16 protein-coding genes are annotated in these 17,840 nt (G+C 53.4%); 7 read left to right on the forward strand and 9 right to left on the reverse strand.

Annotation, left to right across the window (positions count from 1 at the left end; all coding sequences use genetic code 11):
- Positions 1-726: CPBP family intramembrane glutamic endopeptidase (locus JE47_RS0115155; RefSeq protein ID WP_051871177.1), on the forward strand; the 726-nt coding region annotated here is incomplete at its 5' end.
- Between the two features lie 177 nt (positions 727-903).
- On the opposite strand, the gene JE47_RS0115160 is transcribed toward JE47_RS0115155, so the two are convergent.
- The gene (locus JE47_RS0115160; protein WP_031460566.1) at positions 904-1,938 is read right to left on the reverse strand and encodes a mechanosensitive ion channel family protein; all 1,035 of its coding nucleotides are present in this window, start codon (positions 1,936-1,938) and stop codon (positions 904-906) included.
- Positions 1,939-1,977: 39 nt separating this feature from the next.
- Between JE47_RS0115160 and JE47_RS0115165 the strand changes: the two genes are divergently transcribed.
- Both JE47_RS0115165 and JE47_RS0115170 read left to right on the forward strand, forming a co-directional pair.
- Positions 1,978-3,219 (forward strand): DUF445 domain-containing protein, encoded by a 1,242-nt coding sequence (locus tag JE47_RS0115165; protein WP_031460567.1) that lies wholly within the window; start codon positions 1,978-1,980, stop codon positions 3,217-3,219.
- Positions 3,220-3,255: 36 nt separating this feature from the next.
- A complete protein-coding gene (locus JE47_RS0115170; RefSeq protein WP_031460568.1) occupies positions 3,256-4,524 on the forward strand; it encodes a cystathionine gamma-synthase family protein in 1,269 nt (422 codons plus the stop codon).
- 252 nt (positions 4,525-4,776) lie between these two features.
- On the opposite strand, the gene JE47_RS0115175 is transcribed toward JE47_RS0115170, so the two are convergent.
- The 4 genes from JE47_RS0115175 to JE47_RS0115190 all read right to left on the reverse strand — a co-directional run bounded on the left by JE47_RS0115175 (position 4,777) and on the right by JE47_RS0115190 (position 8,150).
- Positions 4,777-5,202, reverse strand: a complete 426-nt coding sequence (locus JE47_RS0115175; protein ID WP_031460569.1) for a GNAT family N-acetyltransferase — start codon at positions 5,200-5,202, stop codon at positions 4,777-4,779.
- 47 nt (positions 5,203-5,249) lie between these two features.
- A complete protein-coding gene (locus JE47_RS0115180) occupies positions 5,250-6,554 on the reverse strand; it encodes a phosphoribosylamine--glycine ligase (protein WP_031460570.1) in 1,305 nt (434 codons plus the stop codon).
- Between the two features lie 103 nt (positions 6,555-6,657).
- On the reverse strand, positions 6,658-7,515 hold the full coding sequence (locus JE47_RS0115185; RefSeq protein WP_031460571.1) for a bifunctional 5,10-methylenetetrahydrofolate dehydrogenase/5,10-methenyltetrahydrofolate cyclohydrolase: 858 nt from the start codon (positions 7,513-7,515) through the stop codon (positions 6,658-6,660).
- Positions 7,512-8,150 (reverse strand): cyclodeaminase/cyclohydrolase family protein, encoded by a 639-nt coding sequence (locus JE47_RS0115190; protein WP_031460572.1) that lies wholly within the window; start codon positions 8,148-8,150, stop codon positions 7,512-7,514. Before JE47_RS0115190 ends, JE47_RS0115185 begins: the two co-directional genes overlap by 4 nt.
- A 329-nt stretch (positions 8,151-8,479) precedes the next feature.
- Here JE47_RS0115190 and JE47_RS0115195 point away from each other — a divergent pair, with 329 nt between their 5' ends.
- Entirely contained in the window at positions 8,480-9,604 is a 1,125-nt protein-coding gene (locus JE47_RS0115195) for an ArsA family ATPase (RefSeq protein WP_031460573.1), read from the forward strand.
- A 38-nt stretch (positions 9,605-9,642) separates the two neighbouring features.
- On the forward strand, positions 9,643-10,446 hold the full coding sequence (locus tag JE47_RS0115200; RefSeq protein ID WP_031460574.1) for an SDR family NAD(P)-dependent oxidoreductase: 804 nt from the start codon (positions 9,643-9,645) through the stop codon (positions 10,444-10,446).
- Between the two features lie 8 nt (positions 10,447-10,454).
- On the opposite strand, the gene JE47_RS0115205 is transcribed toward JE47_RS0115200, so the two are convergent.
- Genes JE47_RS0115205 through JE47_RS0115220 form a run of 4 tightly spaced genes read right to left on the reverse strand, consistent with a single transcriptional unit; the run spans position 10,455 to position 16,174 of the window.
- Positions 10,455-13,013, reverse strand: coding sequence for a sensor domain-containing protein (locus tag JE47_RS0115205; RefSeq protein ID WP_051871178.1), 2,559 nt, complete (start codon positions 13,011-13,013; stop codon positions 10,455-10,457).
- Between the two features lie 33 nt (positions 13,014-13,046).
- Positions 13,047-14,579, reverse strand: a complete 1,533-nt coding sequence (gene kaiC, locus JE47_RS0115210) for a circadian clock protein KaiC (protein ID WP_028456966.1) — start codon at positions 14,577-14,579, stop codon at positions 13,047-13,049.
- A 4-nt stretch (positions 14,580-14,583) separates the two neighbouring features.
- Positions 14,584-14,889, reverse strand: coding sequence for a circadian clock KaiB family protein (locus JE47_RS0115215; protein ID WP_031460576.1), 306 nt, complete (start codon positions 14,887-14,889; stop codon positions 14,584-14,586).
- Positions 14,890-14,926: 37 nt separating this feature from the next.
- Positions 14,927-16,174 (reverse strand): PAS domain-containing protein, encoded by a 1,248-nt coding sequence (locus JE47_RS0115220; protein WP_081910049.1) that lies wholly within the window; start codon positions 16,172-16,174, stop codon positions 14,927-14,929.
- 541 nt (positions 16,175-16,715) lie between these two features.
- Between JE47_RS0115220 and JE47_RS0115225 the strand changes: the two genes are divergently transcribed.
- Together JE47_RS0115225 and JE47_RS0115230 are read left to right on the forward strand one after the other, a co-directional pair.
- Entirely contained in the window at positions 16,716-17,192 is a 477-nt protein-coding gene (locus JE47_RS0115225) for a phasin family protein (RefSeq protein ID WP_031460578.1), read from the forward strand.
- A gap of 329 nt (positions 17,193-17,521) precedes the next feature.
- Positions 17,522-17,840, forward strand: a 319-nt coding sequence (locus tag JE47_RS0115230; protein WP_031460579.1) for a polyhydroxyalkanoate synthesis regulator DNA-binding domain-containing protein, incomplete at its 3' end; no start/stop codon positions are given.

Genomic DNA, 17,840 nt, shown 5'->3' on the forward strand with positions numbered 1-17,840 from the left:
CTAGTGATCGGTAGAGGTCGTCGTTGGGGATGGTACTGGCTATTTGCATGGACAGTACCGGCACTGGTCATGCTCGTCTCACCGTTTGTCAGTGCGCTGCTAGGCGTGTACGATCTCGATCTGTCGTTGTCGCGCTTGCGGGAAGTGTTGAAGGCAGCAGGTATCGATACCCTGGACAACGGATCGTTATGGACGATTTTGGTCAGCCAACTTCTGATTGCCCTGATCATCGGTCCACTCTTGAATGCTATTCCCGTCTTCGGGGAAGAATGGGGCTGGCGTGGGTATCTGTTACCTAACCTGCTACCGCTTGGTCAATGGCCGGCACTGATCATCAGTGGCGTGATCTGGGGGCTATGGCACGCACCGATCATTTTGCTGGGATACAACTACCCGACAAATCCGGGATTGGGTGTCATTATGATGACGGTATTTTGCGTATTGTTTGGCATCTTGCTCGGCTGGACGCGATTGGCGACAGGGAGTGTCTGGCCGGCAGTGATCGGTCATGGCAGTTTGAACGCCTTTGGAGGTGTGATCGTGCTCTTTGCCCGTGCCAGTTCAACGGTTGATACCATCTGGGCGACTGCTCTTGGTCTTACCGGCTGGCCGCTGTGGTTGATCATCATTGCGCTACTGGTCCTGATGCGTCGCCTACCGGTTGCCGATTCACCTGACACCCATCAATCATTTGTAGCGCCGGAGGTGTTGATGGTCAAGCAGTAGGTTAAGAGCCGATCTGGAATACCCTGTTGCAGAAGAAGATCAGTTGGGGCGCAGCGCCGCTGCGTCCGTACATCTATTATCAGGTTTCATCCGTGCAAAACTCACCACTGCAAGAATAGACAAAATTCGCTGAATTCTCTGCACATGCTCTGTGGTGAAGGCCTTTTGCAGGGAACGTTAACTATTCCCCGATAACAACTTTACCCCCTCATCCAACCGTACACGTTGGGTTGGCGGAGCAATTCCTTCGGCCTGGAAGCGTGTGTGCAGCCGCTTGATCATTTCATGGCGCAACAGGAACTGATCGGTGAACGATTGAGCACGTAAGACAACGGTAAAGCGGATGCCGGACGCATCAATACCGTTGAAGCGAATCAGCGGCTCAAATGTGTTTATAGCACCGGTCGTTGCTGCCAGAACTTCACGGGCAACATCCAGCACAATGGTTTCAATACGATGTAGATCGGCATCGGGGCCAACCATACTGTCAACCAGGACTGCGAGTTCAGGTTCAGGACGACTGAAGTTGGTTACAATCTGTGAGATCATCTGGGCGTTGGGGATGATGATGATGTTATTCGCCAACTGCCGAAGATAGGTGTCAGACCAGCGAATATCAGTTACAAAGCCCTCTTCTCCCGACGCCAGTCGGATGTAGTCGCCGGGGCGAACGCGGTTTGATACGATGATCTGGACACCGGCAAAAAAGTTGGCCAGTGGTTCACGGAGGGCGAGCGTCAGGCCGAGACTCGAACCGGCGATCACGGTTAACACCGGACTGATGGGGAATCCATAGCTGATTAGCAGTGTTCCCCCAATAGCCAGTGCGCTCAAGCCGCGCAAGAGATTCTGGATCAACGAGACGTTTCCGATCTGTCGATGGCGAAAATAGCTATCGACAAGATTGGTCAGTAGCCGCACAATGAAGATAGCTATCGCGAGATTACCAGCTATGGTAAGGGTAGGTTGCCAGGCGGTGAGCAGATCAGGGCTGAACAGTGTACCACCGAACTGGTAGATGCAGAGTACGATTGCCCAGAAGGTAAATTGACCACTACTGGCAATAGCAATAGCTTCGCCGACGATAGCATTCCGGGCGTTAGCTCGGCGCCGAACCCACGGACGTAACAGCCAATCGAGGACGAGGCTTAGGGCCAGGATTGCGATGGTAAAGATGATAGTTTCGGTAAAATTGGTAGTATTGGTCATCATACGGAGATTATATCCTACTCTGAGAGGAGCAGAATCAACGTGGAAGACGAACAACAACGTATCATCAATTTACGGCGCATGCAACGCCTTGCGACCGGTTTACTGGTCGCAGCAGGCGTGCTCTTTGTCTTAGCGAGTATCTTTCGCGATGTCGCGCCGTGGGTACCGTTTGTGCGGGCCTTTGCCGAAGCGGCAATGGTGGGTGCGTTTGCAGATTGGTTTGCGGTTACGGCCCTCTTTCGTCATCCGCTTGGTATACCGATTCCACATACTGCGATTATTCCAAACCGAAAATCGCAGATCGCCGTCGGTTTTGGTCGTTTCATTGAACATAATTTTCTCGATCCTGATCAGATCACCACGCGGATACGGAGCCAGAATCTGGTCAAGCGCCTAGCAAAGTGGCTCCGCAGCCCTGAACGGGCGAATCAGATCGCCGATGCGGTGACGGAGATCATTCGCGGCATCTTGAACGTGATCGATGACGATGAGGTGAGTCGGGCGTTGAGCCGCGGTCTCAATCAGCGTTTGGAGACAATACGGGCAGCGCCGCTGGTAGGACGATTCCTTGGGATATTGCTGGCCGGTGATCGGCAGCGTGATGCTCTGGTGCAGTTGATCAATCTGCTGGCCGAGGTCATCGCCACAAACGAGAACGAAATTCGACGACGAATCGCCCGCGAATTGCCACCATGGGTACCACGGATTGTCGATCGGCGAATCTACGAGCGGTTATTGGAAGGAGTTCAGCGGTTATTAGACGAGTTACGCGGTAATCCTGACCATCCAGTTTACCATCAGTTTGCTGGTCTCATTGACCGTTGGATCGTCGATTTACAGTTTGATCCGCAGATGCAGCAGCAGATCGACGGATTGAAACACGAATTGATAAACCATCCGGTGGCACAGGAATTGGTGCGAATGAGCTGGCGCGATCTGAAGCTCACCCTCTTGGAACAAAGTGTTACTTCATCGTCATCACTGCGCCGTTCAATCGTCGTTGCAGTTGAGCGTTTTGCCGACGTGATCGAAGATAACAACGAATGGTACGAAAAGATAGAAAACTGGATGACAGCGGTGGTTGTAGCGTTGGTCAGTCGCTACCGGCACGTCATTGGCGAGTTTGTGACCCAGGTTGTCAATAGTTGGGATACGCAGATGACGACGCGCAAAATCGAGTTGCAGTTCGGTCGCGATCTGCAATTTATCCGTATTAATGGTACCATTGTGGGTGGGTTAGTCGGTCTCATTATTCATAGTGTCTCTCTTCTCTTTACCTGAGTGAGCGACGCTGCTCAACACGCAAGGAGGCGAAGTATGACGAAGCAGAGCAAACAAACGATGATTGACGATCATCGGCTGCATCCCGAAAGTTTGATGATGAGCTACGGCTATGTGCCGGCGCTTTCGGAAGGTGCGATCAAGTGCCCGATCTTTCAAACCTCGACCTTTGTGTTTCAAACTGCGGAAGACGGGAAGGCTTTCTTTGAACTGGCGTATGGTCTGCGTCGTCCGCGTGAAGGGGAAGAGATCGGTTTGATCTACAGTCGGCTTAACAATCCCGATCTTGAGATTCTGGAAGATCGTCTGACATTGTGGGATCAGGCAGAAGCAGCGGCAGTCTTTGCCAGTGGGATGGCTGCTATCACAACAACTCTCCTAACTTTTTTGCGTCCGGGTGATGTGATTGTGCATAGCGAGCCGGTTTATGGTGGCACCGATTATCTCCTGAAGCACATTTTACCGGCCTTCGGTATCCGCCGCTATGGATTTGTGACAGGGGTTTCACCAGAACAGGTTGAGGTACAACTACGACGTGCCGGTTTGTTTGAAGCGGTTGGAATGATCTATTTGGAGACACCGGCTAATCCAACGAATGCACTGGTAGACATTGCAGGCTTTGCTGCGCTGGCAAAGCGCATGCCACGTCGAGTACTGGTGGCTGTTGATAATACCTTTCTGGGGCCACTCTGGCAACATCCGCTGGCCCATGGCGCCGATCTGGTGCTCTATTCGGCGACAAAGTATATCGGTGGGCATAGCGATGTGATTGCCGGTGTCTGTTTAGGGAGTCGTGAGCTAATATCTCAGGTGAAGGGGATGCGCACGATTATGGGGACTATGGCGGGCGCACATACCGGTTGGCTGCTCTTGCGTTCCCTGGAGACGCTCAAGGTACGGATGGAAGCACAACAGGCCAGCGCCCGGCGGGTTGCCGATTTTCTGGCAGAGCACCCTAAAGTTGCGCGGGTCTATTATCTTGGTCATCTGGAGAGTGATAATCCGCAGTACCACATCTATCGGCGGCAATGTTTGGGACCGGGGGCGATGATCTCGTTCGATCTCCACGGTGGCGAGGCGGAAGCGTTCCGCTTTCTCAATCATCTGCAATTGATCCATCTGGCTGTGAGTCTGGGTGGTACCGAGTCGTTAGCCGAGCATCCGGCAACCATGACGCACGCCGATGTCGATCCTGAAGAACGGCTTGAGTTTGGGATTGGGCCGGCAATGATCCGTCTTTCGGTAGGGGTTGAACATCCCGATGATCTGATCGCCGATCTGCGCCAGGCATTGCGCGCCGTGTAGACGGGATGACGGTCCTTGCAGTAACAGACAGTTGTTGCGGGATACGGCGTTGCAGAGGGCGGGTTCTAAACCCGCCCCTACCGCTGCGGTGATGAACGTGATCGGCGCGGCCACCAAGCGGCGTCGGCGCAATCTTGGTCGTCGCCCCTACCGCTGCGGTGATGAGCGTGATCGACGCGGCAATAGGGGTTGGTCGCAGATCACTGTCGGAATGGGAAGATACGGTCTCCCTCTCAAATTTCTCTATTAACGTCAGGGGTGTATATCGCACGTAAAATGAAAACTACTCAATTGCATCCCTTCGCGTTCATAAAAGCGATGAGCATCTTTGCGCCAGGTGCCAGAATCGAGATGCAATTGGTGACAATGAGCTTTGGCTGCGAAATCTTTCAACCAGTTCAGCAGAATAGCACCATAACCGTTGGAACGTCGTTCAGCACGAGTCACTAAATCGTCAACGTAGAGGAATCGTCCCCAGGCCAGATTTTCACCAATCCGAAAACCGGCGACGGCGACAATCTCATCGTGATCAACAAGTGCCACCAATTGATAACCTACCGCCATCAACTGGCGAATGCATGGTACAAATGCTGTTGCAGTGAGATGCGGTCGCAACTCACGCATGACCGGATAGCAGGCAGCAATTTCCTCGTCTGTGGTAGCTATGAAGATGTTCAACTGTCAGCCTCCGTTAGTTACAGGAGGGTACCTCTCTCGACTGTCAATTACCGTTCACTGGCGCCGACATCCTCGCGATAGGTACGACCCGGAAAGCGAATACGTTCAGCGTTAATCAGTGCACGGCCGCGTGCACCGGCTAATGTTGCCCCCAATGCTACAACCGTCACAACGTGACCGCCGGTCAGGTACATGCCTCCGCTCCCGCCGCCTAATAAGCGTTCACGACGGGCTGGATCGTAGCGCAAGATCAATGGTGAATCGGTTTGATCATGGAAAACGAGGATACCTTCGTCTACATCGGTTAGGCCTTCTACCGTCGCATTGAGCGGATAATGATGAGGATAGCCCTGGGTTACCAGGGCTAAGGCTACACTAGCTTCATCGCGCCAGCGAATCGGTGGTAATCGGTGCAGATTACGGGCAATCGCCGCTTCAAAGTAGGGTACCAGATCATCGATCATTCGTGGTAAAACAGCCTGTGCTTCCATATCGCGGAGACTGCAACGCAAACCGATAATCCGCGGGCCTTGGGTGCCGATGATGCAATCAACACCGATGATGCCCCAGTAAGGCAACTGCTCGCGGGCGATGGCCGCAACTAATGGTTGCATCACGTGCCGCTCGAGGTAGGCTGTCAGGCGCTGTGCGTATGTCGAGTTACCGGTAATGGCGCCCATCCCCGGCGCCGGTGGACTGTCCGGCTGTGGTCCCAGACCTTCATAGATGCGGGCTGGAAGTAGCGATACCAGATGACTGCCGTCGGTGATGGCTGAAAAGCTTACCAGCGGCCCCTCAACAAATTCTTCGATGACGACGCCAGGGCTACTGTCTTCCACCGGTTGCGAAGTGAACAGCGCCTGCAATGCTTTGAGTGCTGTATAACGGTCGTGGTAGACCCCTTCGCCGGAGGCGGGATGATCACCGCGCAGCACAACCGGCAATGGCTGCGCGGCCAGGTATTTCTCGGCCATCGGTAGACTGGTGAAACAACGTCCGTGGGGGGTCGGTAACTGATAGCGTAACAGAAGGTCTTTCGTGAAACAACGACTCCACTCAAGCTGGCTGCTACGTTTTGATGCACCGCACACCCCGATGTGCATACTAATAACCTCATCAACCAGTCCGGCCCAGAGCGGTTCGCTTGCAGCAGGCACGATGAGATCGATCTGTTCGTAAAAAGCCCACTGTGCAATCTGAGCCGGTTGGAGCGGATCCAGGTCAACCTGCGGTGCGATCTGACAGGCGCCACCGTTACCCGGTGCTACCAGAACGTCAGCGGTTGGATTGGCGAAGAGTTTCCAAACTAACGCATGGGCGCGTCCGTCATTCCCAAGCACCAGAATTTTCATACTGGTAGTTTCCTTCGCTTGCTACACCATATTGCTGGTTACGCCAGGTCGAGCGCCGGTTCAGAGCGTGGACAATCCGCTTGTCTTGCAGGAATGTACCTGTTCAAATGCCTAGACGGGTTCGCGTTGCCGTGATCAAATTCCGCATTAGCATGACATTCGTAACCGGACCGGTACCGCCGGGAACTGGCGTAATTGCGCCAGCAACCTCAACCGCAGCGGCAAAATCAACATCGCCAACCATGCTGCCATCGGCGAGGACATTCGTACCAAAGTCGATGACGGTAGCACCAGGCTTGATCATGTCGGCAGTGATTAAACCGGGCCGTCCGGCCGCAGCAGCAATGATGTCACACTCACGTAAGACTGCGCCAAGATCGGGTGTACGTGAATGACAAATGGTCACCGTCGCATCGGCTTGCAACAAGAGCAAGGCCATTGGCCGCCCGACAATTGCCGAGCGTCCCACGACGGCTGCCCGTTTCCCACGCACCTCGATCTCAAAACGCCGGAGTAACTCCATGCCACCGGCGGGAGTATTCGGTATCAACGCGGCACGTCCCTGCGCAAGGAGACCGGCGTTGATCGGATGAATACCGTCGAGGTCTTTTTCAGGGGCAAGTCGGCTTAACACCCCATCGAGCGATAACCCTTGGGGGAGCGGTAGTTGCAGTAAGATACCATCGATGCGATCATCAGCACTCAGGTCGGCTACCGTTGCTTCAAGGTCAGTTTGGGTTGTTACGGTTGGTAACGCGATTGCGCGACAGGCAGCACCAAGCGATTGACATAACCGATCAATACTGCGCACATAGCGCGTAGCTGCCGCATCATCACCGACCTGAATGACCGCAATTGTAGGTGGACGATCAATCCGGTCACGCAACTCAGCGATCTGCTGAGCTAGTTCGGTGCGGAGCGCTTGTGCGACTGCACGACCATCAAGAATACGGGCGCTCATCCGACCATCCTTCCCCGAACAATGGTGACGATGCCATCAACCTCATCACCAAGCCCGATGAGTAGATCCTGCAATTGCGCACGAGTTTCGCGGACAAAGAGTTGATCCTCCAGTGTAGCGAGATTGATTTCAACGTTCAGTGCCGCGCTCTGCACTGTAGCCCGCACCAGGAGGGCAGCGACTCCTACATCACTGACAACCATGCGAGAACAATTGTTTGCCAGTGTTGTACAAAGTGGTAACAACGCAGCAGCAGCCTGTGCAGTGCGGAGTGGGACTTCCGCTGCGAGGCGGGTAATCTGCTGGATGGCAGCCTTGCGGGTTGCGGCATCGGCTTCAGTGGTACGTGGCAGTTTATAGGCAGCAGCTAGCCGGTTAAATACAGCAATATCTTCATCGGCAAGGCGCTGTAGCTCGTTGCGCAATTGCTCAGCCTGGGCATGAATCGTGCGTAATTCATCTTCCATTTCGGCAAACTGTGGTTTGCCGATGGTCAGTTCGCAAACCATGCTGACCAATCCAGCAGCCATGGCGCCGGTAAGAGCTGCCACACTACCACCACCCGGCGTTGGCGCACGTGAGGCCAAAGCGTCGAGGATGGCACCGAGTGGTTGTTGCATCAATGACTCTGACATATCGCCTCCCGGAGTAGAACGATCCCAATAAAACGCACGATGGCGTTTGATACCGATCATTATAGCCGATTGCTGCTACCAGCGATCTGCACCTAGATGCGGTAGGTTTCGACATCTGCGCTGGTTATGCAACTGATAACGAGCATCTTCCGCAACAGGGGTATAATGTGACCACGTGACAGGAGTGGTGGAGTATCATATGCAATACGCCACAAGGGCAAAGACCTTGGTTTGTGTCTCTGAAGTGAGTTTGTTTGTAGAAACAGCGCTTTCTCTACTCGCAATCCGGTGATCGGAGGGTATTTCCGGCAAGTGTGATGGAATAACCTATGTGGCCAGCACATTCGCACGTCATTATTTTTAGTGGTGAAGCCAGTGCTATCGCGGCGACCGCTACTGCTGTGGCCGCGTCAAATCAGGGGCAATCGACGCTGCTGGTTAGCCTCGCTCCGGCGCACCCTTGTGTTACCTTGCTTGGGGTTCCGCTTGCACCACAGCCGACGACGTTGACCGGGCATCTTGATCTGTGGACATTTCAAATCTTGAGTGAGTTGAACAGTGTCTGGAACGAGTTACAAGCCCAGCTCAATTTGCCAGGACCACCGATCAGTGGCGAAGATTTACCTTTGCTTCCCGGTATTGATCTGTTTTTAGCCGTCTACCGTCTGGCACAACGTGCCCGTCGCGGTTATGCGCTGATCTGTGTTGATGCTGGTTCGGTCGACGGGTTGCTTCGTGCGCTGGCCGTCCCCGATACATTCCGTTGGCTGATGCGTCAACTCTTTGGGCTTGACCGTGGCCCTGGTCAATCGAGCGACTCGCTGGCACGAGCTGCGCTACCTGCTCATCTCCTGCCATTTGAGCAGATCGGTCGTATGCAGGATGCACGAGTGAAATTTGAGCAATTGCGCGATGCAGTACTCGATCCGACATGGGTTCGGGCAAGGCTGGTCATTCGCCCCGATCAGGCCGGTCTTCGGCAGGCAATCATCTCTGTACCGGCATTTCACCTCTTCGGACTGAATCTCGATGCGCTGATTGTCGGTCCGTTGTTACCGACCGGTAAAGAAGACTCTGCGCTGGCCGATGCACGCCATGAGCAGAACGCAGTGGTAGCGGCAGTGGCTACGCGCTGGTCAGGCTTACGCCAGGTACCTCTCTTTTTCAGGGCCACACCGGGGGCGATTGCACCATTTGTCACGCTGGGGCGTGAGTTGATGCTACCGCTAGCTCCACTCCAACCTCCTATCACCGTGAATTCGGCCAACGCTCCGTATCTGAGTCTGTTTTTACCGGGTGTCAATCGTGATGATCTCAGTATCAGCGTCAGTGGTGACGAACTCATCGTGTCACTTGGGCCGTATCGACGCCATTTGCTCTTACCGCCAGCGCTGCGCGGGGTTCCGATCCGTGCCATCCGGGAAGGTGACCGATTGACCATCCAACGCCGTTAACCAATTGCGACCGCCTGTTGTATGTGAGAGAGGACGTTATGGCTCGTACTCATACCGACTTAAGCCATCTGAAAGCTGTCGTTACCGGTGGTAGCCGTGGCATTGGTCGTGCTATTGCTGAAGCGCTAGCCCGTGCCGGTGCGCAGGTCATTATCTCATCGGTTAATACCAGCAACCTTGCCGAAGCTGAGCGGGCCTTGCAGGCTGCCGGATTAAACGTCAGCGGTATCCGCTGTGATGTCTCCCATCGTACAGAAGTCGAAGCTCTGGCGGCAGCGGCAGCCGAACGGATGGGTCGCATCGATCTGTGGGTCAATAATGCCGGTATTTCTGGGCCGTTTGGCTATGCCCTCGATGTGCCACCTGAGGCCTGGGAACAGGTGATCCGGGTGAATCTACTTGGTACCTACTACGGTTGTCGTGCTGCATTACCCTACATGATCGGGCAGCGGAATGGTCAGATCATCAATCTGTCTGGTGGTGGGGCAAAACGTGCCCAGCGTTTTCTCTCGGCCTACAGCACCTCTAAAGCCGCTATTGTCCGTCTCACCGAAGCCTTTGCCCGTGATTACCAGGATCACCCTTATTTACGCTTCAACGTCCTCACTCCTGGTATGGTACCGACCGATATGATCAACCATTTTGAGACAGTTGGTCCTGGCGGAGAAGCGATCAAACAATTACCACGAGTGCTCCGCATCTTTGGCACGACTGCCGAAGAGACAGCAGCCCTGGCGTTGCGCATTGTCTGTGAAGGGAAGAATGGGCAGGTCTTTGAGGTGATGCCGCGCCATCGTGCGATCTGGCGTTTGCTGAAAGCGGCGGTGCAGCGTAACCGATAGCATACACGTTACTGGCAGGGCGCATCACCGCTGCGCCCTTTTTTCAGCCAGTCTACCACATCTGCAACCGATAGTGGACGGGCGATATAATACCCCTGGAACGTATCACAACCGGCTGCTTCCAGTATCCGGTATTGCTCAGCGGTCTCGACCCCTTCAGCAACCACCTGCATCCCGAGGCGGTGCCCCAACGTAATAATGGTTTCCATCAAACTTCGTTCAACCTCTGAGTCAGCCTGATCGAGGCAAGCAACAAATGACCGGTCGATCTTGAGGATGTTGATTGGTAGCCGGTGGAGGTAGGCAAGTGACGAATAACCGGTACCGAAATCATCAACCGCTAGCGTCACGCCGAGCTGACGGAGTCGGTTAAGCTGCTGACGGAGATTCTCGATGTGCCCCATGAGCATACTCTCGGTCAGTTCCAGTTCGAGCCAGGACAACGGCAGATTGACCCTGTTAAGAATATTCTCTACCTGCTCAACAAAATCGGTTTGGGCAAATTGAATGGCCGAGATATTCGCGGCGACCGGTACAACGGGCAGTCCTGCCTCCAACCAGTATTTGATCTGACGGGCAATTTCGTGCAATACCCATTGTCCGATAAGCACGATCAGTCCAGTCTCTTCAGCGACAGAGATAAACTTCGCTGGCGAGACCATTCCCAGCTCAGCACTTTGCCAGCGTAACAACGCTTCCAAACCGACCAGGGTACCGGTTCGATCAACCAGAGGCTGGTAGAAGAGAAGCAATTCATTACGTTCAATGGCACGCCGGAGGAGCGTCTCGATCCGTAAGCGCTCGGATGAGATGGCCGCAATCGTTGCATCGAAAAACTGAAAGCTACTATGGGTCTGTTTCGCCCGATACATCGCAATATCGGCGGCCCGTTGCAACGCAACGACATCCTTTCCATCAATAGGATAGAGACTTGCGCCGATACTGGCATTGACAAAGATTTCGTGCCCATTGACGAAAAAAGGATGCATGAGCGATTCATGCAGACGCTGCGCTACGACGGCTACTTGCTGTGGCGCAGTAATATCAGGCAGTACCAGTAAAAACTCATCACCACCGTGGCGGGCTAAGGTGTCGGTTGCGCGAATGCACAATTCAAACCGGCGCGCCACTTGAATTAACAGGAGATCACCTATCGTATGGCCTAGCGTATCATTGATCCGTTTGAAACGATCCAGATCGATGAAGAGCACTGCCACTAACGTATCTGTACGCCGAGCGTGTTCGATCGCCTGCTGCAACCGATCTTCAAACAACAAGCGATTTGGCAACCCGGTGAGGGCATCATGATGAGCCTGATACGCCAGCTTTTCCAGAGTCACCTGCTGTTCAACAGCGATGGTTACCAGTTGTTCGACCTGCTCAAGCAGATGTCGCTCATCTTCGCTTAACGGTGTATCGTGCTGCCGACATAGCAGTAGACACCCATCGGACGCATCGCGGTTCGTGCGTATCCCGATAATCCAACCTCGTTTGATGGTGTACTTGCGGACAAGCGGCTCAACCGAAGACCACCAATATGGTGTATCAGAAGCTAGCTCGGTGATGCGTTGATACCGGCACGGCGCCAATGAAAGAACCTCGTGTGCCCATGCATCAAATTGTTGCAGGTCGGCTGTTTCGAGTACAGCGCTGCAGCTGACAAATAAACCATGCGAGTGGAGTGTAAAGGCGCCGTATGTCAGATCGACCATCTGCTGCCCGATCAACACGAGCAACTCGCGCATAATTGTCTTTAGATTGTACTGACGGGCAATCATTTCCAGGACACGACGGCGTGCTACCGCGATCTGTTCGGCTCGATGACGAGCGGAAACATCTTCCAGCGTGATCACTACCCGTATCCGTTCATTGGGCCCAAACCGCACTGCTCGCACTGCTAGCCACCGATGCCCATCTCCTACGGCCGCAAATTCACCTTCAAAACGTTCGTCGGCCCCTTGCAACAACCGTTCAATTGTATCGGCAAGCAACCCTGCCGGGGGTTGACCCAGGTGGCAGGCAGCCAGAAATGACGCCCCCACTGCACAGTCAGCACTTTCAACACCCAATAAAGGTCCCAATTGCAGCCAGACAATGTTAGCTGCCAGAACTTGCCCATAGCGATTCAGGATTGCAATGGCGGATGGCAATGCGTCAAGTGCTGAATGGAGTAACTGTTGCGTTTCGATAAGAAACTGTTCGGTTTGTTTACGCTCGGTAATATCGTGCAGCACTGCGAGGAGAGCCGATGAACCCTGCCATTCTATTGGCTCGACTCGCAGATCAACAATCACAACTGACTGATCGGGACGGATAATCTCGGCATCAACGGTTAAACCGGGTTGCAGGGGAAAACCAAACGGGCTGCCCTCCAACTGATCGGGCCGACGACCGAACAATCGCTGGGCGGCCCGATTCGCGAAGAGAACATACCCGTTCTGATCGAGCACAAGCAGGGCATTCGCGCTGTTAGCAACAATCGTTTCGAGCGTCCGCTGATCCAGATTCGACCACGCACGATCATCAGCACGTGATGGTTGATCGACTTCACTATCGTTGTGCTGCACGAAAAGCCTCCTCGTACCTTACAGAACGGCGGTTTAGTTCGTTTCTGCTGTTTCCGTCCCTTCCTCGTCGCGGAACATTGCGCTTAACCGTTCAATTTCGCTCGGTGCGATATGCGTAAACTGGCCCGACAGAATACCAGAGATATTGCGGAATGGTCGTCCGATGTGCATTCCACGACTATCAATTGTAAACTCGCGAATATCTTTGTCGTGGCTCGAGCCACGCATTTTCAAGACCGTTAATCCGCGACGCATCTCCCCGAATAGCTCAACATAACGCAATAGAATAATCGAGTCGGTAATTGTCGAAATATGGGCCTCGGTGATAGATGAACCGCCGAGCAGCGTAGGGGTCGTTGAGGTATAGAGGCCTGCCATCTCTTGATGCTTGATAAAAGATGTCAGCCCAATCACAAACTCACGGAATCCCTTCACTGTCGAAACACGTTCAAGCGCCGATAGACTATCGACGGCCACTCGTTGTGGGCGAAAGCGCTCGATTTCCGCTTTCATAAAGATCAACTGGTCTTCGAGACTGGTCACTTCGGGGTAATTACAAACGACCCGCAAGAGACCATCGCGTTCCATCTGCTCAAAATCGATTCCCCAGCCGATGGCATTACGGAAGAGTTGATCACGGCTCTCCTCAAACGCAAACAAGAGTGAGCGTTCTTTCTGACGGACACCGGCTGCCATAAAGGTGGTTGCCATGAGGGTCTTGCCGGTACCGGTTGCGCCACTCACCAGTACAATAGAGTCGCGGAAGAAACCACCGCCACACATTCGGTCTAGCTCGGCATTCCCGGAAGTGGTACGGACATTTGAGGAGCGTTGCTTCAGTTCAATTGCCGACAGCGGAATCACATGAATACCTTCGCCGGGAATGACGGTGAAGGGAAAGCTGCCTTTCTGGTGCGATGTACCACGGAACTTGAGAATCTCAACGGTGCGCCGCCGTTTTTCATCTTCGAGCAAGTTACGCAGAATTACCACGTCGTCAGAGACGAATTCTTCCACGCCGTAGCGGGCAATTTCACCGTATTCTTGTGTTCGCTCGGCAGTTAACACTGCCGTCACACCCAGACGACGGAGGGTACTGACGATCCGTAGCAACTCGTTCCGCACTACCCGTGTATCGTTCAGACGGGTAAAAATCGCACCCAGCGAGTCGAGCGAAAGGCGAACGGCGCCGATGCTGCGTACCGCATGCTCGATCCGAGCCAGCAATGCACCAAGATCGTAAGTACCCAGTTCAACAATCTCCTCTTCAGGTTGCGGCGAAACATCGACAAACGCCCATTTCCCTTCTGCCTCCCAGCGGGCAATATCCCAGCCAAAGCCGAGCATATTGCGACGCAGTGCCTCTGGCGTCTCTTCAAAGGTTACAAACACACCCGGCTCACCCCGCTTGATACCGGCAGCCAGAAACTGGGCAGCAAAAACCGTCTTGGCGCTGCCAGCGGTGCCCGAAACAAGAGTGGTACGCCCTTTCGGCAAACCACCGTTGGCAATATGATCAAAACCGGTAATTCCGGTCGGCAGACGTTCGATGTGATCAGCGCACACCTGATTACTCCTTGTTTATCATTGATGAACCTGTCTTTGGTGGCAAATTCAGTACATTTAGGAGATCGGCAACACTCGATAGATCGCCAATAATTCGTCGATATGGCGGAGGCGAACTCTTTATCAGAGTCGGTGTTGCCAGGATTTTTTGATCTTCTGCCTGCTGTGGATCGGCCAACACATCAATAATTGTCAGTTCACATTCATAGCCGGCCAGATCGTGTTCTAGCATCTGGCGCAGCGTGTTAATCGCTCGTTCAGCGCGTGGTGTATGACCGGCGATGTAGAGATGCAAAACAATTTTACTCACAGTCCCTTCATCCCAGCAGCCAGCTTGTGAGCTTCTGCTATTGTTCTGGAGGACGAGAAGCTAATTCACCAATTGCAAGTGATCGATAAAACGATGCTAAGTGACCCATTAATTCTAGCAAAAGTAAACGACCCTCTTCAACGTAAGCTTGCAGTTTTTTCGGTGGACTCTGTGCGCTCCGCTGCCGGATAGCCTGCAAATGAATATCGATCAGATCGCGTGGGGTGGCCCATCCTGAGCCGAGAAATTCACCCAACTCACGTAACGCACGCGACGGCAACTGGGTGCGATGAATCCGACTTTGCAGTGCTTCATCTAACAATGATCCATAGCGATGCAACGCATACTCGAAGACCTCGGGCAGCCGCTGGCGTAGTGAACTCAAACGCGAACGTGCTGTGTCTTCGGGTCGCGAGAGCGCATCAACATTGGTCAGCTCGCGCTCCATCTGTCGTACCTGTTCGCGTAGCATTTCGGCTTCGGCAGCGAGCTGCGCTGCTCGCCGTTGTTCGGTAATGTCTGTGTGAGAAATGACAATACCGCGCCGTTTTCCACGTAACGGCACTGCACGTAGGGCGAACCAGCGGGTTCCGGCTGAGGTAGGGAGTTCATACTCGCAGGAAAATTCTTCTTTATTCCCTGCTAATACATCCCGCAACCCTTGCAGTACATCTATGCCACCGGTTAACGTTTTGTCTACCGCACAGGCTGCAAAGTAATCAGCACCTACACTGATCGCAGCCAGATCGGTAATCCCGTTCTCGCGCCCAAACCGCAGCCAGGCCTCATTCACTGCCACGATCTTACCCTGCTCATCAAGGACAACAATTTCATTCGTCAACGAATTGAGAATAGTAATGCTAAACTCTTCCGCCTCGCGTAAGGCTGTCTCGGCCTGACGCTCGAAGGTGACATCGCGCAGAGTGATAAGCAGCGCATCCTGCCCTTCCCAAACAATCGACACGACCCTCATTTCGGCAACGGCAAATTCGCCGTTTGGGCGCAACACTTCAACCTCCGCTCGTTCACCAACGACCAGCGGAAAACCAAAAACTTGCCCATGAAGTTCAGCGCCATGTCGATCAAGCAGCCGTTCAGCGGCACTGTTCAAGAACCGCACCACGCCACTGTTGTCAACAATAATGGCACCATCGGCGTCATGACTGACAATGGCTCGCAGATTTTCTTCGGCTGTTGAGCGGGTCGGCGGTTCGATAATGATCCTCCTCGTCGGACCGTGTTTGCCAACGCAGCGTGTAATAATGCCCGGATTGCTGCGCTTCATTCCATCCGAAAGCAAACGGCTAAGACGAACCTGTGTGATAACAGCATATTACAATATAATACTCACAGTTATGCATGATGTACCGGCTTTAACTGACTGTCAAGTAGTAAACAGGTTCGTGAGCAGTTTTCAACATTTTCAACCGACCTGGCAGAGGTGATATGCAAAGATGAGGAATGAAGCGTTTCCTGACCTGTCGGCAGAGCATCATGTTTAGGAGACGTGCCGCTTCCCATTCCAACGAATAGCGACGGTCAGACTCTGTTTCCTCGTTGCTCGTGACCATCTCCATTGGTAGAGGTGGGTTTCCTTCATTGTACCCTTTCCTCATTATGAAATGAGGGGGCTACGCACGCTACCCGGTACAGCCACTTGCAATAATTCCCATAGCAATTTGATATACATAGGAGCGTTGACTTTCATGACGCAGCGTGTTATACTTGGACGTGTAACGCAGCGCGTTATACGTCTACCGAAATCGCATAGACTGTGCTATGATACAGATGACCTGAACGTGATCCATATAAAGCAGGAGGCAAGTATGACAACTGTAGAAGAGATCGAAGTCAATGTTCGCCAAATCGACGAGAAGCCACCGGTCAATCCGAGTGTCCAGGTGTTTGAGATCGTTCGGAAGCTCATACTGGCCGGTATCGGCGCCTTTGCGCTCAGCCGTGAAGAAGCGGAAGCCTTCCTGAATCGGCTGGTTGAGCGTGGCGAGCTGGCCCAAAAAGATGCCCAGAAGCTGTTTGAGGAGGCTATGGAGAACCTCCGTAAGACGGCTGTGCCTCAGTCGGATCAGGTTCAGACCAATCTGAACAATCTGGCAGCCCAGTTTGAGACTAGCTTTGAGCAGTTCCTCAATCGGCTCAATATTCCTTCCAAGCGCGACATTGATGAGCTGAGCGCCAAGATCGCCCAGCTAGCCTTGCGTGTAGAAGAGCTGCGCCGGACACAAGAGACTCCCACGCGCAATCGCACGCGGGGTGAGGCCAAGGAAGAGAGTGCCGGAGAGTAGGAATACTCTGCCTGCCATGGCAAGACGCACGGTACCGTAAATGGAAAGGGCGAAGGCGTGTTTTTTCCTTCGCCCGTATCATGTTTCTTTCGCTGAACATGGTGTTCACCGCTGTGCATCGCTCCACAGCGAACAGTGCGTATTCGCCATCCGGGCTATTCAGCGTTCTTTTCGTCCCTGGCAATGTGAAGGATGGTAAATCGTCGTTGTCGGCATTTTGGCGCAGCGTGTTATAATTGCCGCTAAGACTGTTTGCATCTCGTGTTCGTACCAGTTGTGTTAGTGGGCACACTACGCATACCAGCATTCGGTACAAGGCGGCAATTCCTATGCACCTGATTAAGAAATACGCAAATCGTAAACTTTACCATACCAATCAGAAACGTTACATCACGCTTGACGGTATTGCTCGCCTCATCCAAGAGGGTGAAACCGTCCAGGTGCTTGATAACGAAACCGGTGATGATATTACCGCGAATATTCTGGCGCAGGTTGTGTTGCAGGCTCGTGGACGCCGGTCACCGTTGCCAACTAATTTATTGACCGACCTGATCCAGGTTGGGGGAGATACGATCTCTAACTTGCGTCGGGTGCTGTTTAGTTCGCTCGGTGGTGACGACTTGATCGAAGCTGAAATTGGGCGGCGTA

Source organism: Chloroflexus sp. MS-G (assembly GCF_000735195.1).
GTDB lineage: Bacteria > Chloroflexota > Chloroflexia > Chloroflexales > Chloroflexaceae > Chloroflexus.

Coding starts and splice junctions, on each gene's coding strand:
- JE47_RS0115180 (WP_031460570.1), bottom strand. CDS start 6,554: ATGAAAATTCTGGTGCTTGGGAATGACGGACGCGCCCATGCGTTAGTT.
- JE47_RS0115170 (WP_031460568.1), top strand. CDS start 3,256: ATGACGAAGCAGAGCAAACAAACGATGATTGACGATCATCGGCTGCAT.
- JE47_RS0115195 (WP_031460573.1), top strand. CDS start 8,480: ATGTGGCCAGCACATTCGCACGTCATTATTTTTAGTGGTGAAGCCAGT.
- JE47_RS0115225 (WP_031460578.1), top strand. CDS start 16,716: ATGACAACTGTAGAAGAGATCGAAGTCAATGTTCGCCAAATCGACGAG.
- JE47_RS0115200 (WP_031460574.1), top strand. CDS start 9,643: ATGGCTCGTACTCATACCGACTTAAGCCATCTGAAAGCTGTCGTTACC.
- JE47_RS0115190 (WP_031460572.1), bottom strand. CDS start 8,150: ATGTCAGAGTCATTGATGCAACAACCACTCGGTGCCATCCTCGACGCT.
- JE47_RS0115185 (WP_031460571.1), bottom strand. CDS start 7,515: ATGAGCGCCCGTATTCTTGATGGTCGTGCAGTCGCACAAGCGCTCCGC.
- JE47_RS0115160 (WP_031460566.1), bottom strand. CDS start 1,938: ATGATGACCAATACTACCAATTTTACCGAAACTATCATCTTTACCATC.
- JE47_RS0115220 (WP_081910049.1), bottom strand. CDS start 16,174: ATGAAGCGCAGCAATCCGGGCATTATTACACGCTGCGTTGGCAAACAC.